28 protein-coding genes and 1 pseudogene are annotated in these 18,339 nt (G+C 29.9%); 19 read left to right on the plus strand and 10 right to left on the minus strand.

Translation table 11 applies throughout. The features are described 5' to 3' along the window. Positions 1-6: 6 nt before the first annotated feature. From DZ64_RS14160 to DZ64_RS0106240, 11 genes and pseudogenes are all read left to right on the plus strand, one after another. Positions 7-126, plus strand: a pseudogene (locus DZ64_RS14160) (modification methylase); the annotation flags it as partial. Further along, on the plus strand, positions 127-858 hold the full coding sequence (locus DZ64_RS0106175; RefSeq protein ID WP_024789849.1) for a class I SAM-dependent methyltransferase: 732 nt from the start codon (positions 127-129) through the stop codon (positions 856-858). It abuts the pseudogene before it with no gap. Next, positions 839-1,657 (plus strand): DnaJ domain-containing protein, encoded by an 819-nt coding sequence (locus DZ64_RS0106180; RefSeq protein ID WP_024789850.1) that lies wholly within the window; start codon positions 839-841, stop codon positions 1,655-1,657. The genes DZ64_RS0106175 and DZ64_RS0106180 overlap by 20 nt, the downstream gene beginning before the upstream one ends. A gap of 30 nt (positions 1,658-1,687) precedes the next feature. Beyond that, positions 1,688-1,933 (plus strand): hypothetical protein, encoded by a 246-nt coding sequence (locus DZ64_RS0106185; RefSeq protein ID WP_024789851.1) that lies wholly within the window; start codon positions 1,688-1,690, stop codon positions 1,931-1,933. A gap of 48 nt (positions 1,934-1,981) precedes the next feature. After that, positions 1,982-2,698, plus strand: a complete 717-nt coding sequence (locus DZ64_RS0106190; RefSeq protein WP_024789852.1) for a V-type ATPase subunit — start codon at positions 1,982-1,984, stop codon at positions 2,696-2,698. 510 nt (positions 2,699-3,208) lie between these two features. After that, positions 3,209-3,445, plus strand: coding sequence for a V-type ATPase 116kDa subunit family protein (locus tag DZ64_RS0106205; RefSeq protein ID WP_156922630.1), 237 nt, complete (start codon positions 3,209-3,211; stop codon positions 3,443-3,445). A 356-nt stretch (positions 3,446-3,801) separates the two neighbouring features. After that, complete coding sequence (locus DZ64_RS14165; protein ID WP_369792119.1) at positions 3,802-3,864, plus strand: hypothetical protein; 63 nt, start codon at positions 3,802-3,804, stop codon at positions 3,862-3,864. A 317-nt stretch (positions 3,865-4,181) separates the two neighbouring features. After that, positions 4,182-4,601: a hypothetical protein gene (locus tag DZ64_RS0106225; protein ID WP_024789856.1), complete on the plus strand. Its 420-nt coding sequence runs from the start codon at positions 4,182-4,184 to the stop codon at positions 4,599-4,601. 16 nt (positions 4,602-4,617) lie between these two features. Next, the gene (locus DZ64_RS10850) at positions 4,618-6,267 is read left to right on the plus strand and encodes a V-type ATP synthase subunit A (protein WP_035003157.1); all 1,650 of its coding nucleotides are present in this window, start codon (positions 4,618-4,620) and stop codon (positions 6,265-6,267) included. A 1-nt stretch (position 6,268) separates the two neighbouring features. Beyond that, a complete protein-coding gene (locus tag DZ64_RS0106235) occupies positions 6,269-7,594 on the plus strand; it encodes a V-type ATP synthase subunit B (RefSeq protein ID WP_024789857.1) in 1,326 nt (441 codons plus the stop codon). Continuing rightward, entirely contained in the window at positions 7,587-8,165 is a 579-nt protein-coding gene (locus tag DZ64_RS0106240) for a V-type ATP synthase subunit D (RefSeq protein ID WP_024787714.1), read from the plus strand. Before DZ64_RS0106235 ends, DZ64_RS0106240 begins: the two co-directional genes overlap by 8 nt. 18 nt (positions 8,166-8,183) lie before the next feature. Here DZ64_RS0106240 and radA read toward each other — a convergent pair whose 3' ends face one another. Genes radA through DZ64_RS0106260 form a run of 4 tightly spaced genes read right to left on the minus strand, consistent with a single transcriptional unit; the run spans position 8,184 to position 10,984 of the window. Beyond that, the gene (radA, locus tag DZ64_RS0106245; RefSeq protein ID WP_024789858.1) at positions 8,184-9,482 is read right to left on the minus strand and encodes a DNA repair protein RadA; all 1,299 of its coding nucleotides are present in this window, start codon (positions 9,480-9,482) and stop codon (positions 8,184-8,186) included. Further along, positions 9,469-9,717, minus strand: coding sequence for a hypothetical protein (locus DZ64_RS0106250; RefSeq protein ID WP_024789859.1), 249 nt, complete (start codon positions 9,715-9,717; stop codon positions 9,469-9,471). The genes radA and DZ64_RS0106250 overlap by 14 nt, the downstream gene beginning before the upstream one ends. Further along, positions 9,710-10,582, minus strand: a complete 873-nt coding sequence (ftsY, locus tag DZ64_RS0106255; protein ID WP_024789860.1) for a signal recognition particle-docking protein FtsY — start codon at positions 10,580-10,582, stop codon at positions 9,710-9,712. The genes DZ64_RS0106250 and ftsY overlap by 8 nt, the downstream gene beginning before the upstream one ends. Next, complete coding sequence (locus DZ64_RS0106260; protein WP_024789861.1) at positions 10,583-10,984, minus strand: hypothetical protein; 402 nt, start codon at positions 10,982-10,984, stop codon at positions 10,583-10,585. Positions 10,985-11,024: 40 nt separating this feature from the next. Here DZ64_RS0106260 and DZ64_RS0106265 point away from each other — a divergent pair, with 40 nt between their 5' ends. The 3 genes from DZ64_RS0106265 to DZ64_RS0106275 all read left to right on the plus strand — a co-directional run bounded on the left by DZ64_RS0106265 (position 11,025) and on the right by DZ64_RS0106275 (position 13,893). Beyond that, positions 11,025-11,618 carry a 5-formyltetrahydrofolate cyclo-ligase gene (locus tag DZ64_RS0106265; RefSeq protein ID WP_024789862.1) on the plus strand — a complete coding sequence of 198 codons (594 nt, stop codon included), beginning with the start codon at positions 11,025-11,027 and terminating at the stop codon, positions 11,616-11,618. After that, positions 11,545-13,104 (plus strand): ribonuclease Y, encoded by a 1,560-nt coding sequence (gene rny / locus DZ64_RS0106270; protein ID WP_024789863.1) that lies wholly within the window; start codon positions 11,545-11,547, stop codon positions 13,102-13,104. Before DZ64_RS0106265 ends, rny begins: the two co-directional genes overlap by 74 nt. Before the next feature lie 207 nt (positions 13,105-13,311). Then, a complete protein-coding gene (locus DZ64_RS0106275) occupies positions 13,312-13,893 on the plus strand; it encodes an MBL fold metallo-hydrolase (protein WP_024789864.1) in 582 nt (193 codons plus the stop codon). On the opposite strand, the gene DZ64_RS0106280 is transcribed toward DZ64_RS0106275, so the two are convergent. The 6 genes from DZ64_RS0106280 to DZ64_RS13750 form a co-directional block, all read right to left on the minus strand. Continuing rightward, positions 13,890-14,831, minus strand: a complete 942-nt coding sequence (locus DZ64_RS0106280; RefSeq protein ID WP_024789865.1) for a TIGR01212 family radical SAM protein — start codon at positions 14,829-14,831, stop codon at positions 13,890-13,892. The genes DZ64_RS0106275 and DZ64_RS0106280 overlap by 4 nt on opposite strands. Positions 14,832-14,897: 66 nt before the next feature. Further along, positions 14,898-15,020 (minus strand): hypothetical protein, encoded by a 123-nt coding sequence (locus tag DZ64_RS13745; RefSeq protein WP_255327517.1) that lies wholly within the window; start codon positions 15,018-15,020, stop codon positions 14,898-14,900. Positions 15,021-15,275: 255 nt separating this feature from the next. Further along, positions 15,276-15,782, minus strand: a complete 507-nt coding sequence (locus DZ64_RS12770) for a hypothetical protein (protein ID WP_024789866.1) — start codon at positions 15,780-15,782, stop codon at positions 15,276-15,278. An 18-nt stretch (positions 15,783-15,800) separates the two neighbouring features. Beyond that, positions 15,801-16,247: a FeoB small GTPase domain-containing protein gene (locus DZ64_RS0106295; RefSeq protein ID WP_035003160.1), complete on the minus strand. Its 447-nt coding sequence runs from the start codon at positions 16,245-16,247 to the stop codon at positions 15,801-15,803. Continuing rightward, the gene (locus tag DZ64_RS10855) at positions 16,228-16,422 is read right to left on the minus strand and encodes a FeoA family protein (RefSeq protein ID WP_035003162.1); all 195 of its coding nucleotides are present in this window, start codon (positions 16,420-16,422) and stop codon (positions 16,228-16,230) included. The genes DZ64_RS0106295 and DZ64_RS10855 overlap by 20 nt, the downstream gene beginning before the upstream one ends. A 56-nt stretch (positions 16,423-16,478) precedes the next feature. Continuing rightward, complete coding sequence (locus tag DZ64_RS13750) at positions 16,479-16,604, minus strand: hypothetical protein (RefSeq protein ID WP_255327518.1); 126 nt, start codon at positions 16,602-16,604, stop codon at positions 16,479-16,481. A 264-nt stretch (positions 16,605-16,868) separates the two neighbouring features. Here DZ64_RS13750 and DZ64_RS0106310 point away from each other — a divergent pair, with 264 nt between their 5' ends. The 5 genes from DZ64_RS0106310 to DZ64_RS13760 all read left to right on the plus strand — a co-directional run bounded on the left by DZ64_RS0106310 (position 16,869) and on the right by DZ64_RS13760 (position 18,289). Then, positions 16,869-17,189: a transcriptional repressor gene (locus DZ64_RS0106310; protein WP_024789868.1), complete on the plus strand. Its 321-nt coding sequence runs from the start codon at positions 16,869-16,871 to the stop codon at positions 17,187-17,189. Between the two features lie 301 nt (positions 17,190-17,490). Next, positions 17,491-17,724 (plus strand): hypothetical protein, encoded by a 234-nt coding sequence (locus tag DZ64_RS0106315; protein WP_024789869.1) that lies wholly within the window; start codon positions 17,491-17,493, stop codon positions 17,722-17,724. Positions 17,725-17,750: 26 nt separating this feature from the next. Beyond that, entirely contained in the window at positions 17,751-17,963 is a 213-nt protein-coding gene (locus tag DZ64_RS0106320; RefSeq protein WP_024789870.1) for a hypothetical protein, read from the plus strand. Positions 17,964-17,980: 17 nt separating this feature from the next. After that, a complete protein-coding gene (locus DZ64_RS13755; RefSeq protein ID WP_255327425.1) occupies positions 17,981-18,109 on the plus strand; it encodes a hypothetical protein in 129 nt (42 codons plus the stop codon). A 51-nt stretch (positions 18,110-18,160) separates the two neighbouring features. Continuing rightward, positions 18,161-18,289, plus strand: a complete 129-nt coding sequence (locus tag DZ64_RS13760; RefSeq protein WP_255327519.1) for a hypothetical protein — start codon at positions 18,161-18,163, stop codon at positions 18,287-18,289. Positions 18,290-18,339: the final 50 nt, after the last annotated feature.

Below are 18,339 nucleotides of genomic sequence, written 5' to 3' on the forward strand. Positions count from 1 at the left end.
GAAATTATGTTTAAATATGGTAAATATGAATTAGTAAAAAAAGAATATCAAAGATTTAAAGCTGATAGTAATAGAAATCATAAAGCAGATAAAACTTATGAATATTTACATATTTTAAGGAAGTAAATGGATGTAAAAATATACGATAAACTTGCCCGCCGTTATGATTTGGCCACTAAAATAGTCAGTTTTGGGATAGAAGAAGTTTGGAGATGGTTGTTTATCAGAAAAATAAAAAAATTTATAAAAAACGGGGTGATGATTGACGCGGCAAGTGCTACGGGCGAAATGGCAAAAACAGGTTTTGATAAGATTTATTTTATAGAACCAAGCTCTGAAATGGTAAAAATAATGGTAGAAAAATTTAAGAGTGCCGGATTTAAAGAAGAAAAATTTGAAGTGCAGTTTCAAGAAAAGCCATATATTAAGCTTAAAAAAGAAAATAAAGAATATATAATTATTCAAGACAGCGCCGAAAATTTTAAAATAGATGAAAAAGCGGATTTAATAACTTCATTTATGGGACTTAGAAATTTTGATAATTTAGAAAAAGGTATGCAGAATTTGAATAAACATTTAAAATCAGGCGGATATTTTGCTATTGTTGAAATGGTAAAAAACGATTCATTAATGGCTAAATTAATTATGTGGTACATGAATAAAATAGTGCCTTTAATTGCCGGGATACTGCTTGGAATGAAAGAGGAATATAAGTTGCTGGGAAAAAGTATAAATTCATTGAATGAAGATGATATTTTAAAAAATTTAAAAGGTTATGAAATAGTAATGAAAGAAAAACTTATTTTTCCCGTTGCGACATTAATAATAGCAAAGAAAAATGGACGACAGGATATTTGAAATAAAAATTAATGACAATATTGAAGTTGTTATAGATTCAAGATTTAATATAAAGGGTTTTATAGAATTTATCAGACTTTCTTTCAATAAACTTGAAATAAAAGAGAATATTTATAAAATTTATTTTGACAAAAATAATATTGAAAAACACAAATTGTTGATAAACGCCATTGGCAATATGTATAAAAAGAGAAAAGATTTTAATAAAGCCACATATAAAAAACTTATTTTAAATTTTAAAAAAGACTGTATTGTAAAAATAAAAAAATATCAGGTTTTATTTGATGAAAAAGCAGTTTATATTACTGTTAGAAAAATTTCTTCCAAAGAGTTTGAAATTCTTTTTGCAAATCCGAAAGAAAAAGTTTTTAATTATATAAAAGGGATTTTTCTATTTGATATTTTGGATATTTTTGAAGATAAAATTATCGTTTCGTTGAACGGGGAGAGTAAAAGATTGGTAAGTGCCCTTATTTCAAAGCATTCCATTATGGGATATAAGGTTGAATTTAGGGTAAAAAAAGAGGATTTTGAAAATATTAAAAGTTTTAGTGTAGAAGGTTCTATTAAAGAATATTTAACTAAAATAAAAAACGCGCTTGAACTTTTTGGTGTGAGTAATATATATGAATGGGATAAAATAAAAAAAGAGTATAGAAGACTTGCTAAAAAATATCATCCCGATTTGCATAGGACTAAACCAGAATTAATCAGAAAAATATATGATAAAAAATTCAGAAAGGTAAAAGAGAGTTATGAGCTTTTAGAGGAATATTATAATAATAAAGCAAAGCGTTAAATTTTCGATATAATAAAAAAAAGGTTTTATATGAATATTGAAAATATTGCAAAATTAGACCAAAAAGCTTTGAAAATAATTGCCGATGCAAACGATGAAATTTCTGATATGTATGAAGAGTGGAAAAAAGAAAAAAGGGAAATTCTTAAATCTTTTCAGGCAGATATTAAAAAATATGAAAATATTTTACAAGAGCAGATGAAAAAAGAAATAGAAAATTATCAAAAAGAAATAATTAAAAAATATGAAGAAAATTTATATTCTTTTAAATTTTGATGAAAACAAACAGATTAATAAAATTTTTGAAAGCATAAAAGAAGAATTATGTCTGCATTAAAATATGCATATGTGAATGCTTTAGTAAGAAGTTTTAAAACAAAAGAAATTTTAAAAGAAAAACTTTTTGAGTGTAATAATCTTTCTGATTTATATTCATTGCTTCAAACAACTGTTTATAAAAATTTTTTAATTTCTCCAAAAAGCGATGATTTATTGAGTTCATTAGAAAATTATTATCTAAATTTATTTTTTAAAATAACAAAAAATCTAAATAAAAATGAAAAACATTTATTTACTCTCTTTTTTTTTGAAAAAAATCCGAATATTGATGATTTAAAAAAAGCTGTTTTTAAAATTTCAAAAAATGATAAAAAAGATATAGAAAAAATAATAAAAAATTATGTTGATGTCCTTAATTTAATTACTATTTTAAAATATAAAATAATATATTCTCTTAAAATAGAAAAATTTTTCGCATATCTTATTCCATACGGAAACAAATCATTATCAGAACTTAAAGAAATAGCATCATCAGAAAATTTATATGATTTTTCAAGTAAGCTGGGATTAAATGTAAATGATTATTCTTTAGTTAAAAAAGCTATCTTTAATAATTATTATGATTCTTTAAAACAAGTGTGGTATGGATATCCTTTTAAGCTTTCAGTGCCTTTTGTGTTCTTGCAGATTAAACAAAAAGAAATTAAAAATATTTCTTCTTTTGTCATAGGATTGAAATATTCCCTAGACAAGATAAGATAGATGATTTTTTGGATTTTTTAATTAAAAAAAAGATTTTACATATAAAAAAAGAAGAAAATAGACTTTTCAAAGAAGAGTTTTATAAAGTAAAAAATTTACTTGCAATTGCAAAAAAATATATTTCAATTTCTCAAGTTCCTCCTGTTAAAAATTTTTAATGTGTATTAAAAAAAGAAATCTTAAGAAAAGAGGAAAACTTAAATAAATTAAACACTTTTTTATTTGAACTTTTTAAATTTATACCGGTTGAAGATTATGAAGAAACAAAGTTTTTAATGTGTAATTACAATAAAATTTGTGAAATTTTACATTACGATAAAAAAAGATTTATTTATATTAAAAAAAGAAGATATCGCAAAAGAAAAAAAGGTATTAACAAAAAGAAAAAGAAAAAACTTATGAAAGTCTATTCCCATTTAAAATATTTGTATCAGATTTATGATGTAAAAAGTTTTTTACAGCAAAAGGACGGTTTTTATATTTTAGAGGGCTGGATTCCAAAAAGCTTTAATTTCAAAAAAAACGCCTACTCTTTTGAATACTCCTAAAATTTTTAAACCGTTTGAACTTTTGGTAAAAAATTATTCCCTTCCGAAACCTTATGAAATAAATCCGACAGTTGCATTTGCCATTGTGTTTTTGTTTTTGTTCGGTTTAATGTTCGGGGATATGGGACAGGGGTTGATTTTGGCAATTTTAGGATATGTTTTGTCTAAAAAATCATTATTTGGAAATATTCTTTTTTGAAGTGGAGTTTCATTCAAGTGTTATATACGGGCATTGTTTCGGATTTGAAATTTTTCATACCTTTTCCCCTTTGGAAAATATAAATTCTTTGATTGTTATCAGTATTGTAGCAGGTGTTTTTATTATTAGTTTCGGTTTTTTTATTTTAATGTTTATTAAATATAATAAAAAAAATAATTAAAAAAAATTAATTTGGGGTGAAAACGGAATAGTAAGCTTTATGATAATTTTTTAAAAGATTTTATGAAGGAGGAGGATATGAATACAAACCGTTTGGGAGTTAAAGTTATTTTGTTTTTGTTGCCTGTTTTAATGTTTGCAGATGATAATGCGCAGCAGGTATTGCTGTAGGGCTTGTGGGTGCGGCTGCTATGGGTACAATAGGGGAAAAACCTGAAATTTCAACTAAAGCTGTATAGCAATATACGGTCTTATTGTTTCAATTATGATTTTAGGGAAAATATGAAAATAGTTTTTGTAGGAATTAAAAGAAGAGTGTATCGGTTTTTCTCTGTGTGGGATAGGCACGCTGGAAGTCGGCGATTTTAAAAAAGATTTCAAAGAAGTAATTAAAGATAAAGATGTGGGTTTAATTATTATTGCAGACAGGGTATTATGAAATTTTTAAAGAAAATTTTTCCCATTTTATCAAAAAAAAAGCCGTGCCTTCTATTGCTGTTTGTCCCTTCTTTTGAAAAAACATATTTAAACGAAAATATAAAAAGGTATCTTTCAAATGTTCTTGGAATCAGACTTTAAGTTTTTAGAAGATGAAGCTTTAAAAGAAGCCATTGAAGAGAGAAACAAAAAGATAAATGAGGCTAAAATAAAAATCAAAAAAGAAAAAGAAGAATATTTAAAGCAGCTTGATATTTCAACAGAAAGAAAATTATTAAAAGAAAAATATGAAAAGCTTATAAAAATAAAAAAACTTCAAATTACCAAGCATTATATTGATTTATATAATAATTTTTTTAAGAAAAAATATGATGTTATGAAAAGTTTGATTATGGAAAAAATTGAAAAAGAAAAAGATTATCTAATAAACTGTTTTATTAAAAAACTCGAAAAAGAATATTTTGAAGTTATTTTTAAAAATAAAAGAAAAAACATTGTTTTGGATTTTAATGAAATTATAGGTAAATGCAAGATATAAAAATAAAAATCCCTTAATGAACGAGTGTGTTTATGTAGGGGAGAATGAATTAATAGGTGAAATTATAAGGGTTACAAAAGAAGAAATTACAATCCAGGTGTATGAAGATACCACATCTCTTAAACTTAAAGAAAATGTAAAACTGACTTCTTCTCTTTTAAGTGCATATCTGGCCCCAGGAATTTTAGGAAGTGTTTATGATGGAATTCAAAGGAATTTGTTTAATTTGGAAGAAAGAATTGTAAAAGGGGCAAAATCTTTTCCTTTGGATATGGAAAAGAAATATTATTTCAAACCTTCTGTAAAAAACGGGGAATATATAAAAAGAGGGCAGATTATAGGATTGGTGGAGGATAATAATTTTATATATAAAATTTTAAGTGAATTTGAAGGAAAAATAAAGGGTTTAAAAGAAGCGGAGTTTAATATAAAAGAAACAATTGCAAAAATTAGAGAAAACAGTGTTCGAATGCTCATAAAAAGACCTCTAAGGATTACAAATAAAATAAAAAGGGTGCCGTTAAATGAGCCATTAATTACAGGGCAGAGAATTATCGATTTTATGTTTCCTATAAGTAAAGGCGGAAGTGCTTCAATTCCCGGGGGTTTTGGAACAGGAAAAACCGTTTTGCAACAAACACTGGCAAAATATTGTAATGCGGATGTGATAATTTATATCGGATGCGGTGAGAGAGGCAATGAAATGACTGAAATTTTAGAAGAATTTCCCAAATTAATTGATCCAAGAACCAAACAGCCTTTAATGAACAGAACCGTTTTAATAGCCAATACGTCAGATATGCCCGTTTCCGCAAGAGAATCATCCATTTATCTTGGCATTACCATAGGTGAATATTTTAGGGATATGGGATATAGTGTGGCTTTAATGGCAGATTCTACCTCAAGATGGGCTGAAGCTATGAGAGAACTTTCCAGCAGAATGGGTGAGCTTCCGATGGAAGAGGGCTATCCTGCAGATGTTTCGTCAAAAATCGCTTCTATTTATGAAAGGGCCGGAAAAATTGAAACGGTAAATAAAGAAGCCGGTTCTTTAAGCTTAATAGGTGCGGTTTCTCCTGCAGGAGGGGATTTTTCAGAACCGATTACTATACATACCAAAAGATTTACAAGCGTTTTCTGGGCTCTTGATAAGACACTTGCTAATGCAAGATTTTATCCTGCAATCAATTACTTGAACAGTTATTCCAACTATATTGAAAATTTAAAACAGTGGTGGGAAAAAATAGGAAATTGGAGTGAAATCAGACAGGAGTTTAATAATATTCTTTCAAAAGACGAGCAGCTTCAAAAAATTGTTAAACTTTTAGGGATTCAGGCTTTACCTGAAGAAGAAAAGTTAACCGTTTATATTGCAGAAATTATAAAAGAGGCTTTTTTACAGCAAAATGCCTTTGATGAGGTGGATGCGTTCTGTTCGGCTGAAAAACAGATGGAAATTGCAAAAACCATTTTGTTAATTTATAATATTTTCAAGCAGGGGATGGTTCAGAAAATTCCTGTAGAAATATTAAAAAATCAAAAAATAATAAACGAATTTATACAGAGTAAATATTTTATAAAAAATGAAGAATATGGAAAATATAAAGATTTAAGGGATAAAACAAAGCAGTATTATGAAGATTTTATAAAAAATTACGGAGAATAACATGAGAATAGAATATGAGGGTGCGCTTGAAATAAAAGGAAATCTGCTTTTTTTTGAAACAATAGAAAATGTGGGATTAAACGAAGAGGTTACTATCCGTTCAAATGAAAAGATTTTAAAAGGAATTGTCTCTTCTATAAATGAAAAAATTACTGTTATAGAAATTTTAGGTGAAGTTTATGAACTTGATTTACAAAATATAAAGGTTGAATTCAAATACAAACCTGTACAAATACCTCTTAGTGAAGAGATGAACGGAAAAGTGTTAAATTCTTTTGGAGAAATTTTAGATAACAGTATAGTAAACATAGAAAAATATCAAAATATCAATGTAGGGGCATATAACCCTGCAAAAAGACTTTATCCTAAGGATATTGTAAAAACAGGGTTTAGCTCAATTGATGCATTAAATACCCTTATAAAAGGGCAAAAACTTCCCATTTTTGCATTAAGCGGTCTTCCTAATGATGAATTTGTCGCTAAACTGGCCACCCAGATAGAAATTGAAAATTCTGTTGTAATTCTTGGGGCAATAGGACTGAGGCATGAAAGAGCCGAATTTTTAATTAACAATATTGTAAAAAATAATCAAAATGTAACGGTGTTTTTGAATCTTGCTAATGAACCTGCCGTAAATTCACTTGTTTTGCCAAGAAGTGCGTTGACATTTGCAGAATATATGGCTTTTGAAAAAGGTAAAAATGTAATAGTGATTCTTTATGATATGACAAATTATGCAAATGCTTTAAGGGAAATTTCCGCTAAAAAAGAAGAAATTCCGGGTAAAAAAGGATATCCAGGTTATATGTACAGTGATTTGGCAAGTATTTATGAAAGGGCCGGTATTTTAAAAGGAAAAGAAGGTTCTATTACGCAAATTCCAATACTGACACTTCCCGATGATGACATAACGCATCCGATTCCGGATTTGACAGGTTATATTACTGAAGGTCAAATAACGATGGATAGAAATTTATACAAAAAAGGTATTTTTCCGCCTGTAAATGTGTTAACCTCTCTTTCAAGACTTATGAATTCAGCAATAGATAAAACACATAAACGGTTTGCTTCACAGCTTTATTCTTCATATGCCAAAGCAAAAAAAATAGAAATGTTTGCCTCAATTATAGGAGAAGAGGAGTTAAGCGAAACAGAAAAAAAATATCTTCTTTTTTCAAAAAAATTTGAAAAAGAATTTATAAATCAGGATATTGGCAGAACTTTTGAAGAAACATTTAACAAAGGCTGGGAATTATTAAAAATACTTCCTGAAAGTGAACTTATACGTCTTACTGACGAAGAGATTAAAAAGTATATAAATGGTTAAGAATAAAACCACCTTATTGGAATTAAAAACCGAACTTGAAATAATAAAAGAAGGAGAAAATGTACTTGAACAAAAAAGAGACGCACTTATTAAAGAAATAATGAAAATAGTTGATATTGTTGATACAAGAAGAAAAAAACTTAACGAGCATATGAGGAGCTGTTATAATGTTTTGATAAAAGCTTTTATGGAAAACAGTGGAAAAATTGAAAAAGAAGGCTTTGTTAAAACTGAATTAAAAGTAGTTGAAAAAACATTTTTAGGTCTTGTTGTACCAAAAATTGATTTTAAAATATCATCAAAACCTAATATAAAAATAGATTCGAATATTTTCACAGATTTAGCAAGGGAAAATTTTTTTGAAGCATTAAAAATGATTTTAGAACTCAGCGAAATGGAGATTAAAATATGGAAACTTTCAGAAGAACTTAAAAAAACAATGATTAGAGTAAATGCCCTTAAATTTTATTATACACCAAAATATGAAAAAGAAATAAAAGAAATTAAAAATCATTTAGAAGAGAATGAAAGAGAATTTATTAGTATTATTAAAAAATTAAAAAATTATTAATTTAATTTTCAATTAGTATTACATCCACTCAATCAGTTTTTCTACTTCTTTTACTTCGTAGCATTTTAGGGGTTTTTCAATAGGTAAAGTTGGCACAATGGCTTTTTTAAAGCCTAAATTTGCCGCTTCTTTTACCCTTATGTCAAGCCCTGGGATTTCCCTTATGTCTCCAACAAGGCTTACCTCCCCGATAAAAACTGTTTCTTTACTGATGGGTCTGTTTCTGAATGAACTTACTATTGCGGCAATAACGGCTAAATCCGCTGCCGTTTCGTTTATTTTTATTCCACCTGTTACATTTACGAAAACATCGTATTGATTAAAAGGGAGATTTAGTTTTTTTTCAAGCAAAGCTAAAATCATATTGAGTCTTGGCAAGTCAAACCCTGTGGCGCTTCTTTTTGGAACTCCGTAACTTTCACTGACCAATGCCTGAACTTCTAAAACTATTGGTCTAGTGCCTTCAAGTATAACGGTAATTGCACTTCCGGGAAGAGCTTTTTTTGAAAAGAAGCTTCTGTTTTTTGCACTTACAAGTCCCTGTTTTGTCATTTCAAAAATACCTATTTCGCTGGTTGAACCGAATCTGTTTTTAAATGCCCTGAGAATCCTAAGTTCCCGGCTTGCATCCCCTTCAAAATATAAAACCGTGTCTACCATATGCTCAAGCACCCTTGGCCCGGCAATTGAGCCTTCTTTTGTGATGTGGCCTATTATAAAAACAGGGATTTTAGTCTCTTTTGCCACCCTCATAAGCTCAAATGTAGCTTCCCTGACCTGCGAAACACTTCCGGGGGCTGATGAAAGGTTTTCTGAATAGATTGTCTGAATGGAATCTATTATTACCAAATCATAATTTTTTATTTCTTCAAGTATGTTTTCAATTACAATTTCGGGCATAATAAAAAGATTTTTATTTTTAATGCCGAGCCTTTCAGCCCTCAGTTTTATTTGCCCTGGGCTTTCTTCCCCTGCCACATATAAAACTTTTTTATTAAGTTTTCCCGCAAGTTTCAGCATTAATGTTGATTTTCCAACTCCCGGGCTTCCGCCTATTAATACTAAACTGCCCGGCACTATGCCGCCGCCCAATACCAAATCGAGTTCACTGTCTAAAGATGAAAAACGCTCAATTTCCTCTTTTTCAATATTTTCGAATTTTATAATTTTTGAAGGTTTTGAAGATGTTTTGCTTTTTTTTGTTTCACTTACTTCAACAAAGCTGTCCCACGCTCCGCATGCAGGGCATTTTCCCATCCATTTTGCGCTTTTGTAACCGCACTCGGTGCATTCGTAAGCTGTTTTAATTTTTGCCATTGAATTCTTCTATCGTTTTATTATATTTATTTATCTGCATCATTTTTGCCTCAACCATCAAATCTAAAATTCTCCAGGAGATTATGGCAATTACAAGTAATATAATATATATTGCCACAATCCATTTGTGTTTTTCTAAATCAATTTCATTGTCTTCTTTAAATCTTTTAACAGCAAGGCCTATAAAAAAAACTATTATAATAATGCTTCCAAAATAAAAAACTATGTTATTCACTGTAAAGGCCCTCTAACATTCCTTCTATAAATTCATTTTTATCAAATTCAACCAAATTTTCTTTTTTTTCACCGACCCCTACAAAATATATAGGGATTTTAAGCTCATTTATTATGCTGAATAAACTTCCTCCTTTGGCGGTTCCGTCCAGTTTTGTGACAATTATTCCGTCGATTCCTACAACTTCGTTAAATATTTTCGCCTGGTTTATTGCGCTGCTTCCCTGTGTTGCGTCAATTACCAAAAGTTTTTTTTGAGGCGCGTTAGGATATGCTTTTTTTGAGACATTTACTATTTTTTTAAGTTCATTTTGAAGATTTTTTTTGTTATGAAGCCTTCCTGCAGTATCAATAAGTGCTATATCAAATCCTTTTGCTTTAGCCGAGCTGATAGTGTCGTAAGTTACCGCTGCCGGGTCATGTCCCTGACGGGTTTTTATAATAGGAACATCTAAAATTTCAGCCCATCGGCTAAGCTGTTCAATTGCAGCAGCCCTGAAAGTGTCAGCAGCCCCTAAGATTACAGAATAACCGTCATTTTTGAATTTGTATGCTAATTTGGCAATTGTTGTTGTTTTTCCAGCTCCGTTTACACCGATGATTAAAAACACATACGGTTTATCGTTTATTTCAATTTTGTTTTCAGGCAGATTAAAAATTTTATCCAATTCTTTTTTAAGTCTTTCTCTGGTTACCTCATTTGGAAGTTTGTTTAGAAGTTTTTCTACCAAATCATAATCTATGTCCGCTTCAATTAAAGCTTCTTCAAGCAAATCTTTTGGAATTTTTTCTTTTTTTTCTACTCCCACAATCTGCTTAATTGCTTCTTTTGTTTTATTTAAACTTTTTTTTAAAATTTTGAACATTTAAAATCCTTTTAATATTTCAATAGGTGTGAAATTTTCTAATTTTACGGTTTTGTTTTTATCTAAAATAACAGTGGTAGGATAGATTTTTATTTTAAAATAATCCTGTAAAAATTTATTGTCTGTTTTTATATATTTGATTTTCAGGTAATTTAAGACATCTTCTTGCATTTTTGAATAATTTGAATTATTATAAAAAAGAAGATAAGTTTTTTCTTTCGGATAAAGCAGTTTTTTATTTTTGAATGTTAAATTTATATCGTTTAACCTAATAACTGTAATGTTTGATTCCATGGTTTTTTTAGTGATTTTTGTTTTAGATTTTTGCAAATTATTGTTATTTTTTGTATGATAATTATTGCAGCCTAAAAATATAAGAATTATTAAAAAAAAATATTTCAAACCAATCCTTTTTATGTAATTTTATCAAAAAGGTATAAAAATGAAAAACAAGTTTAGAAAAAAATGTTTGGATAAAAAAATTTATAACAGATATTTGCTTTCAAAGAAAATATCAAAAGAAATATATAATCTGGCGAAAAATTATAAAAATATACTTTTTTTTATCCCTTTGAAAAATGAACCTGATATAAAAGGGGTGATTAACGCTTTAAGAAGAAAAAAAAAGAATATTTTCGTCCCGTTTATGCAAGATTTAAGCTTTAAGATGGTAAAATATCAATTGCCGATAAAAAAGAAAAAATTCTCAATTTTCGAGCCTGTAAACAAACAAAAAACTTTACAAAAAATAGATCTTGCAATAGTGCCTGTTGTGGGAATAACACAAAATTTTCAAAGAATAGGGTTTGGCAGGGGAATGTATGACAGATTTTTCGCCAATCTCAAATATAAGCCAAAAATTGTTTTCTTGCAGTTAACGCCTTGCGCCACAAAATTAAATGTGGCAGATAAGTTTGATATTAAGGCGGATGAATATATAAGTTTTAATATAAGGAGAAAAAATGAACGTTTTAATAATTTTAGCCGTTTCGATATTATCCGCTCTAGCGGGATACTTTATAGCCAGAAAAATTGATGTGGCAAAATATGATATTTATCTTTCAGAAGCCAAAGCCAAAGCAAAAGCTATTGAACATGAAGCTGAAATTTTGCTTGAAAATACAAAATCAAAAGCAAAAGAGATGGAACTTGAAGCTAAAAATTCTTTGGAAAAACAAAAAATTGAGCTTCAAAAAGAGTATGAAAACAAATTAAATGAAATTTTGAAAAAAGAAGAAGAAATTGAAGAATTGGTTGAGCAGCAAATGCAGGATGCACAAAAACTTGAACGGGAAAAGAATTTATTTGAAAAAGAAAGAAAAGTTTTTGAAAAATTAAAAAACACTTTTAACCAAAAAATAAAAATACTTCAGGAAAAACTTGAAAATGCGGCAGGTCTTACAAAAGATGAAGCAAAAGAAATTTTATTAAATTCCTTAAAAGAGGATTTAAAAGATGATGTGGCACATCTTACTAGAAAAATTATCAAAGAAGCTGAAAATAACGCAAAAAAAGAAGCGCAGTTTATAATAGCACAGGCAACTACGAGATATGCAGGAGATTTTGCAGGTGAGAGGCTTATAAATGTTGTTCCAATAGGAGATGATGAAATGAAAGGCAGAATTATAGGAAAAGAGGGTAAAAACATAAAAACACTTGAAATGGTGACAGGCTGCGATATTATAATAGACGATACCCCGGAAGCCATAACTGTCAGCAGTTTCAATATTTACAGACGTCAAATTGCAGTTGAAACCATAAAAAGGTTGGTGGAAGACGGAAGAATCCAGCCTGCCAGAATCGAAGATATTTATAAAAAAGTTACAGATGAATTTGAAGAAAAAGTTTTAAAAGAGGGTGAAGATATAATAATAGATTTGGGGCTTGCAAGTGCCAAAATACATCCCGAAATTGTCAAATTAATAGGAAGGCTTAAATACCGTGCAAGTTACGGACAAAATGCACTTGCACATTCTTTGGAAGTTGCGCATTTGGCAGGAATTATGGCTGCTGAAATAGGAGGAGACGAACTTTTGGCAAAAAGGGCAGGTCTTTTACATGATATAGGTAAAGCTCTGACTCATGATTTTGGAGGGGACCATGTAACGTTAGGATATGATTTATGTAAAAGATATAAAGAACCGGAAGTTGTGCTTAATGCAATAAAAGCACATCACGGACATGAAGAAGCTAAAAGTATTGAAGCTGCAGCTGTCTGTGCGGCAGATGCCCTTTCTGCCGCAAGGCCGGGAGCAAGAAGAGAAGTTCTTGAAGCATTTTTGAAAAGAGTTGAATCGATAGAAAATATCGCCACTTCTTATCCTGAGGTTATAAATGCTTACGCTCTTAATGCGGGAAGGGAAGTTAGGGTAATAGTTGAAGCCGATTTGGTAAATGATGATGAAGCGGTTCTACTTAGCCGCGAAATTGCAAAAAGAATTGAGAATGAGGTTAGTTTTCCGGGTGAGATTAAAGTAACCGTTATCAGGGAAAAAAGGGCCATATCTTTTGCGGCGGCATAAAATAGTGAAAATGGTGAGTAGTGAGAAGTGAGTGGTGAGCCTGCCCGGCCGCTTGCAAAGCGGCGGGGTTATGAGTTGTGAGTGATGAATTTTGAATTAAAAGTAGTCAAGTTCCACCAAGTAGCCAAGTTCCAAGTGAAAAGTGAGCTTGCTCACCTGGCTGCTTGAAAAGCGGCCATGGTGAAAAATGTAAAATTAAGGTAAATAATGGAAGTTTTAGCAAGACCTTTTGGGGAATTTCAAACAAACTGTTATATAGTTGATAAAAAAATTATTATTGACCCGGGCATTGGTGCGTTTGAGTGGATAAGAGAGAATGTAAAAGACCCTGTTGCAATAATCAACACCCATGGTCATTTTGACCATATCTGGGATGATAAGAAAGTAAAAGAATATTTTAATATTCCAATTTACATTCATAAAAATGATGCGTTTTTCTTGGAAAACGACCAGTTTGGTTTTAACCCTCCAAAAGTAAAACCGGATTTTTTACTTAATGAAGGTAATTATAAAATAGGGGATTTTTATATTTTAATCCGTCATTTTCCAGGGCATACACCGGGCAGTATCACTGTTGAAACAAGCAAATTTTTATTTAGCGGGGATTTTATATTTGACGGAAGCATAGGAAGGGTTGATTTTCCTTATTCAAATCCTGAGGATATGAAAAAATCAATCAAAAAATTTTTAAAAATTCCTTATGATAAAAAAATGTATCCGGGACACGGATTTGCCACAACAATAAAAAAGGCTCAGAAATTTCTTCCAATGTGGCTTGAATATCTTTAAAACTTTATTCCCTCTTTTAACAGGGCTTTATGGATATGGCTCATTTGAATAGATTTGTTTTTACACCACTTTGGGGCAAGCAGGTTTTCAGTTCCTGCCGTCATTCTTTGTATTGATACGTTTTGCGGCAGCATTTTAATGGCTTTAATTAATGTATCGATATAAAGTTCTTCGTCTATCGGTTCAAAATTTCCTTTTTTATATTCAAGTGCCAGAAGTGTGTTTTGTGTTACATACAACGGATGAAATTTAACTGAATCCACTCCGAGATTGATTACATCTTCTACGGATTTTAGCATATCTTTTTGGGTTTCCCCCGGAAGTCCGAAAATTATATGAGCACATACATTTATCCCCATTTCTTTTGTTTTTTTTATGGTTTTTGCAATGTCTTCAAAAAATTCGGCCCTATTTATTTTGGCAAGTGTTTTATTGTTAGAACTCTGAACTCCGTATTCTATCCATATTTCATAATTTTTACTGAGTTCTTTTAAGTAATTCAAAGTATTTTCATCTATACTGTCGGCTCTTGTGCCGATGCTAAGACCAATTGCGTCGGGCAAATTCAAAGCTTTTTGATAAAGTGTTTTCAGAGTTGAAAAAGGGGCGTAAGTGTTTGTGAAACTTTGGAAATAGACTAAAAATTTTTCACTTTTATACAAATCTTTATAAAGTTTTACGGTTTCATTATATTGGGAATGCAGTTCTTTTAACTGTTTTTTTAAAAGAGGGTTTTCTTTTTTTAAAGGGGTTAAAGTAAATTTTTCTTTTTTAAAATTGGGGGAAAAGCTTTCATTTTCACAAAACACACACCCTCCCCTGGCTTTTGTCCCGTCAATATTAGGGCATGTGAAACCAGGTACGGAAATAGGAACTTTTTTTATTCTTTTATCAAATTTTTGTTTTAAATATTTTCCAAATGTATATAATTTATCCATAAACCTTCTTTTTACTTTTTATAACAAAAAAGAGAGGAAAAGTCTATTTACAAATTTTTTCTATTCTTAATTAAATTTGAAAAAAAAAGGAAAGTTAAGTTCAGCTATCAGTTTATTTTTTAACTCTATTTTTAAATCCATAAAATTTAATTTGTTTAAATTTCTTTTTCTTATTTTTGTATTTTCCATCCTTTCCCTTTAATTATTTTAAAAAACAGGAGAAAAATATTTCCCCTTAATGTTTTAAAGTGCATGAATTAAAATGGGAGCATCCTTTACACTGTCTATTGTTGTAAGTGCAACTGCACCCCGCCCCTAATGTAACAATACACGGAATCCATAGTAAACAAAATACTTTGGCAAAGGTGTTGGTTTATCTTCTCTGAACATTATATACCTGAGATAAAGAACCGATAACCGCTTCTTTTGCTATAGTACTAGGAATCAATGCAGCAACAGGTCTCCAGTCGTCAAATCCCGCAGGTTTAAAGATAGGCGCAATTGCTGAACAACACTTGCCTGATGCGCTTTAAAAAATACGGCTGTAAAAAGCGCATAAATAGGCAGTCTCGCGCCGCAGGACATAAAAGGCACAAGCAGTGCTGTCAGTTTTCGCTCTTGCCATATATCCGCTCTCTTCCAAAAGAGCCATAAAAAAATATAATTAAAGTCACTAAACTCAATACCCCTCCGATAATTCCGTCCACAACTAAAGACTGTTAAATCTTTTTTCTTATCAAAAAATGCTTCAAATTCATTGTGTAAATCCATACATTTTTCAGAATCAGGCAGCTTTTGAATAATTTCTTTTTCCCATCTTTTAGGATATGAAAAATCTGAAGGGATTAATTTCATAGCCCTTGTTATAAATTCTTCGGTATCGTCTGAATATTTAGGGGTTTTTGGCCTTTCTAATTTATCTAAAAGTTTTTCTTTTGCAATAGTAGGCACTGCTTTAATTCCTGTAAGTTATTTTTGTATATCAAACTGATATCCTTTTTCTTCAAAATCATCCCACATATTTAAAGCCGTAACCATTGGAATTTCCAATTCCATCAATTGGACTGTAAGATAAAGATTGCGCTGCAGGTTGGTAGAATCCACCACATTAACAACACTATCCGGTTTTTCCTCAAGAAGAAATTTTCTGGTAATTCTCTCTTCTATGGAATAAGGGCTTAAACTGTATGTTCCCGGAAGGTCGATAAGTTTTAAAGTCATATCTTTGCTTACAAGGTCTGCTTCTTTTTTTTCAACCGTTACCCCCGGCCAGTTCCCGACTTTTAAATTTGCACCTGCAATAGTATTAATCGGGTCTCCAAGAGGAGCCATTTTTTCAACTTTAATTTTTTCTCCTCTGATAATTCCCATATCTCTTAATTTTCTTTTTATTAATTTATTTCCAACCAAATCCAAGGGCGATTCTGGATTCTCCTGCTTTTATAAGCAAAGGTCCTCCGTCATTTTTTAAAAGTGTAATTTCAATGCCGGTTGAAATTCCCATAGCAAGTAACCTCTCCATTGTCTTTTCTTTCCGCAGATGTCTTATAATTTTTAATCTGCTGCCTACATTAGCCATACTTAGAGGCATATTAATTCCTTATTTAATATATTCAACGAAAATCTTATCTGCAAGTCCTTCACCTATCACATGTTTTTTGCCTGTTTCTTTAACAGCTCCCCCGGACTTAACTCAGCCAGTCTTTTTCCGTTTTCCATAATAACAGCTCTTGCCGATTCAAATCCTATAAGTCTGTCTCTTATATTCAACATTTAAAGTTTAGATTGAAAATGGGTATTTATTATAATAGTAGACCCTTCATCTTAAATCCAAGCAAGTTTTCAAAAGTAGGCATTGTCAACTCCTTTTAGTAATTTTGATAATTACTATCAAAGAAATAGTAGCATAAAAATCTTTTTATCTTATAAAATTGACAATCATTCCTATTATCAACTTAATATTTGTTTAATAAAATGCGAGTATTATTCTTTTACAGAAATGATAATTATTATCATAATTATTTTAAAGGGGTTTTTATGAATGGTTTTTATGAAAAAGTCAAAAATAAAAAAATAAATTATTCATGGTCGAGAGAGGCAATATACCGTATATTCTCAGAGAATAAAGACAGATGTTTTTGTGTTATAGGTATAAAAAAACAATTATTAATGAAATATAACAGAAATGTTTCACTCAATACAATTTACAGGCACCTTGATTTTTTTGAAGCAAACGGTTTATTAGTAGTCGTTCAAAATGACGATAAAAAAGCATTTTACTGTTTAAAAGGAGTTATAAAAACTAATATTGATATAGAGTTAGAAAAATGTAGTGAAATTTTTAAAGATATAATATAATTAACCATTCATAAAACTTGTGAAATATGCAGTAAAAAATTCACAGGAGGGGGTTGAACCCGTTGCTACCCTTTCTCCTTTGAGTTTTTTACTCTTTTACATCAAATAAATTTACAAGGAGTATAAATGAAAAAAATAACACTTAGCGCAGTGGGAAAACAATAATATTGTAAAATCAGATCTTTTAAAAAAAGTAGATGGTTATGTTAGGCTTGGTTATCAACACATGATAAAGATTCAAAAACTGATTTGGCAATAGGCGGTAAATTGCATGCTGAAACTAAATCTTTTAGTGGAATAAGTGCTACTTGGAAAATTTAAAAATACAACTATTAAAATAGGTAGACAGGAACTTGACACACCTTTTGCAGATACAGACGATAACGGAATGATTCGGTATAGAAAATCTTGCTTTATCGGCTTTGATATAGACAGGATTTTTTATACAGATGCAAATTATGAGGGTGAAAAGGATGATTTTTCTTATAGCTTAGGCGTTCAATATGCAAATCAGCATTATAAGGTTTTACATTAGGTGTTGCTTATAATAAAAGCGCAGTATTGGTAAACGGAGAATGGGACGCAAGTGATGTTATAAAAGGTCTTAGTTTAAATACCGGATATGTGACTTTGCATGATAAAGATGATACAAAAAGCACAGAATTTGATGCAAGTTATGCGTTTAATGACAATTTGAGCTTGGATGTAATTTATTCAGATGTTGATGACAAGATTAATGATGATAAATTTAAAAACACTTTTTTGTGTCTTTAAAAAAAAAGGTGGATAGAATGAAAATAAAAAAATATTTAATTCAGGGTATTGTTTTATTTTTGGCAATATTTTCTTCTGTTATAATTTATACTGCTGTTTTTAATATATTAGAGAAAATTGATTTTGGAATGTTGGAATTAATTTAAAAATATTTTTTGTGTTATAATATGATTATCATTATCAAAAAAGGAAGATAAATGAAAAATTTCGATTACAATAAACTCCTGGATGAATTTAAAAATATCCTCAAAAAAGCGGGGCTTAAATTTACAAAACAAAGGGAAATTATATTTTCTACGCTTTATAAAAATCTTTTTATCTTGTAATAAAAAAATAATAAAAATTTGAAATACCAAAATCAAGAAAAAATAGCAAA

Source organism: Lebetimonas sp. JH292, from assembly GCF_000523275.1.
Taxonomy (GTDB): Bacteria; Campylobacterota; Campylobacteria; order Campylobacterales; family Nautiliaceae; genus Lebetimonas.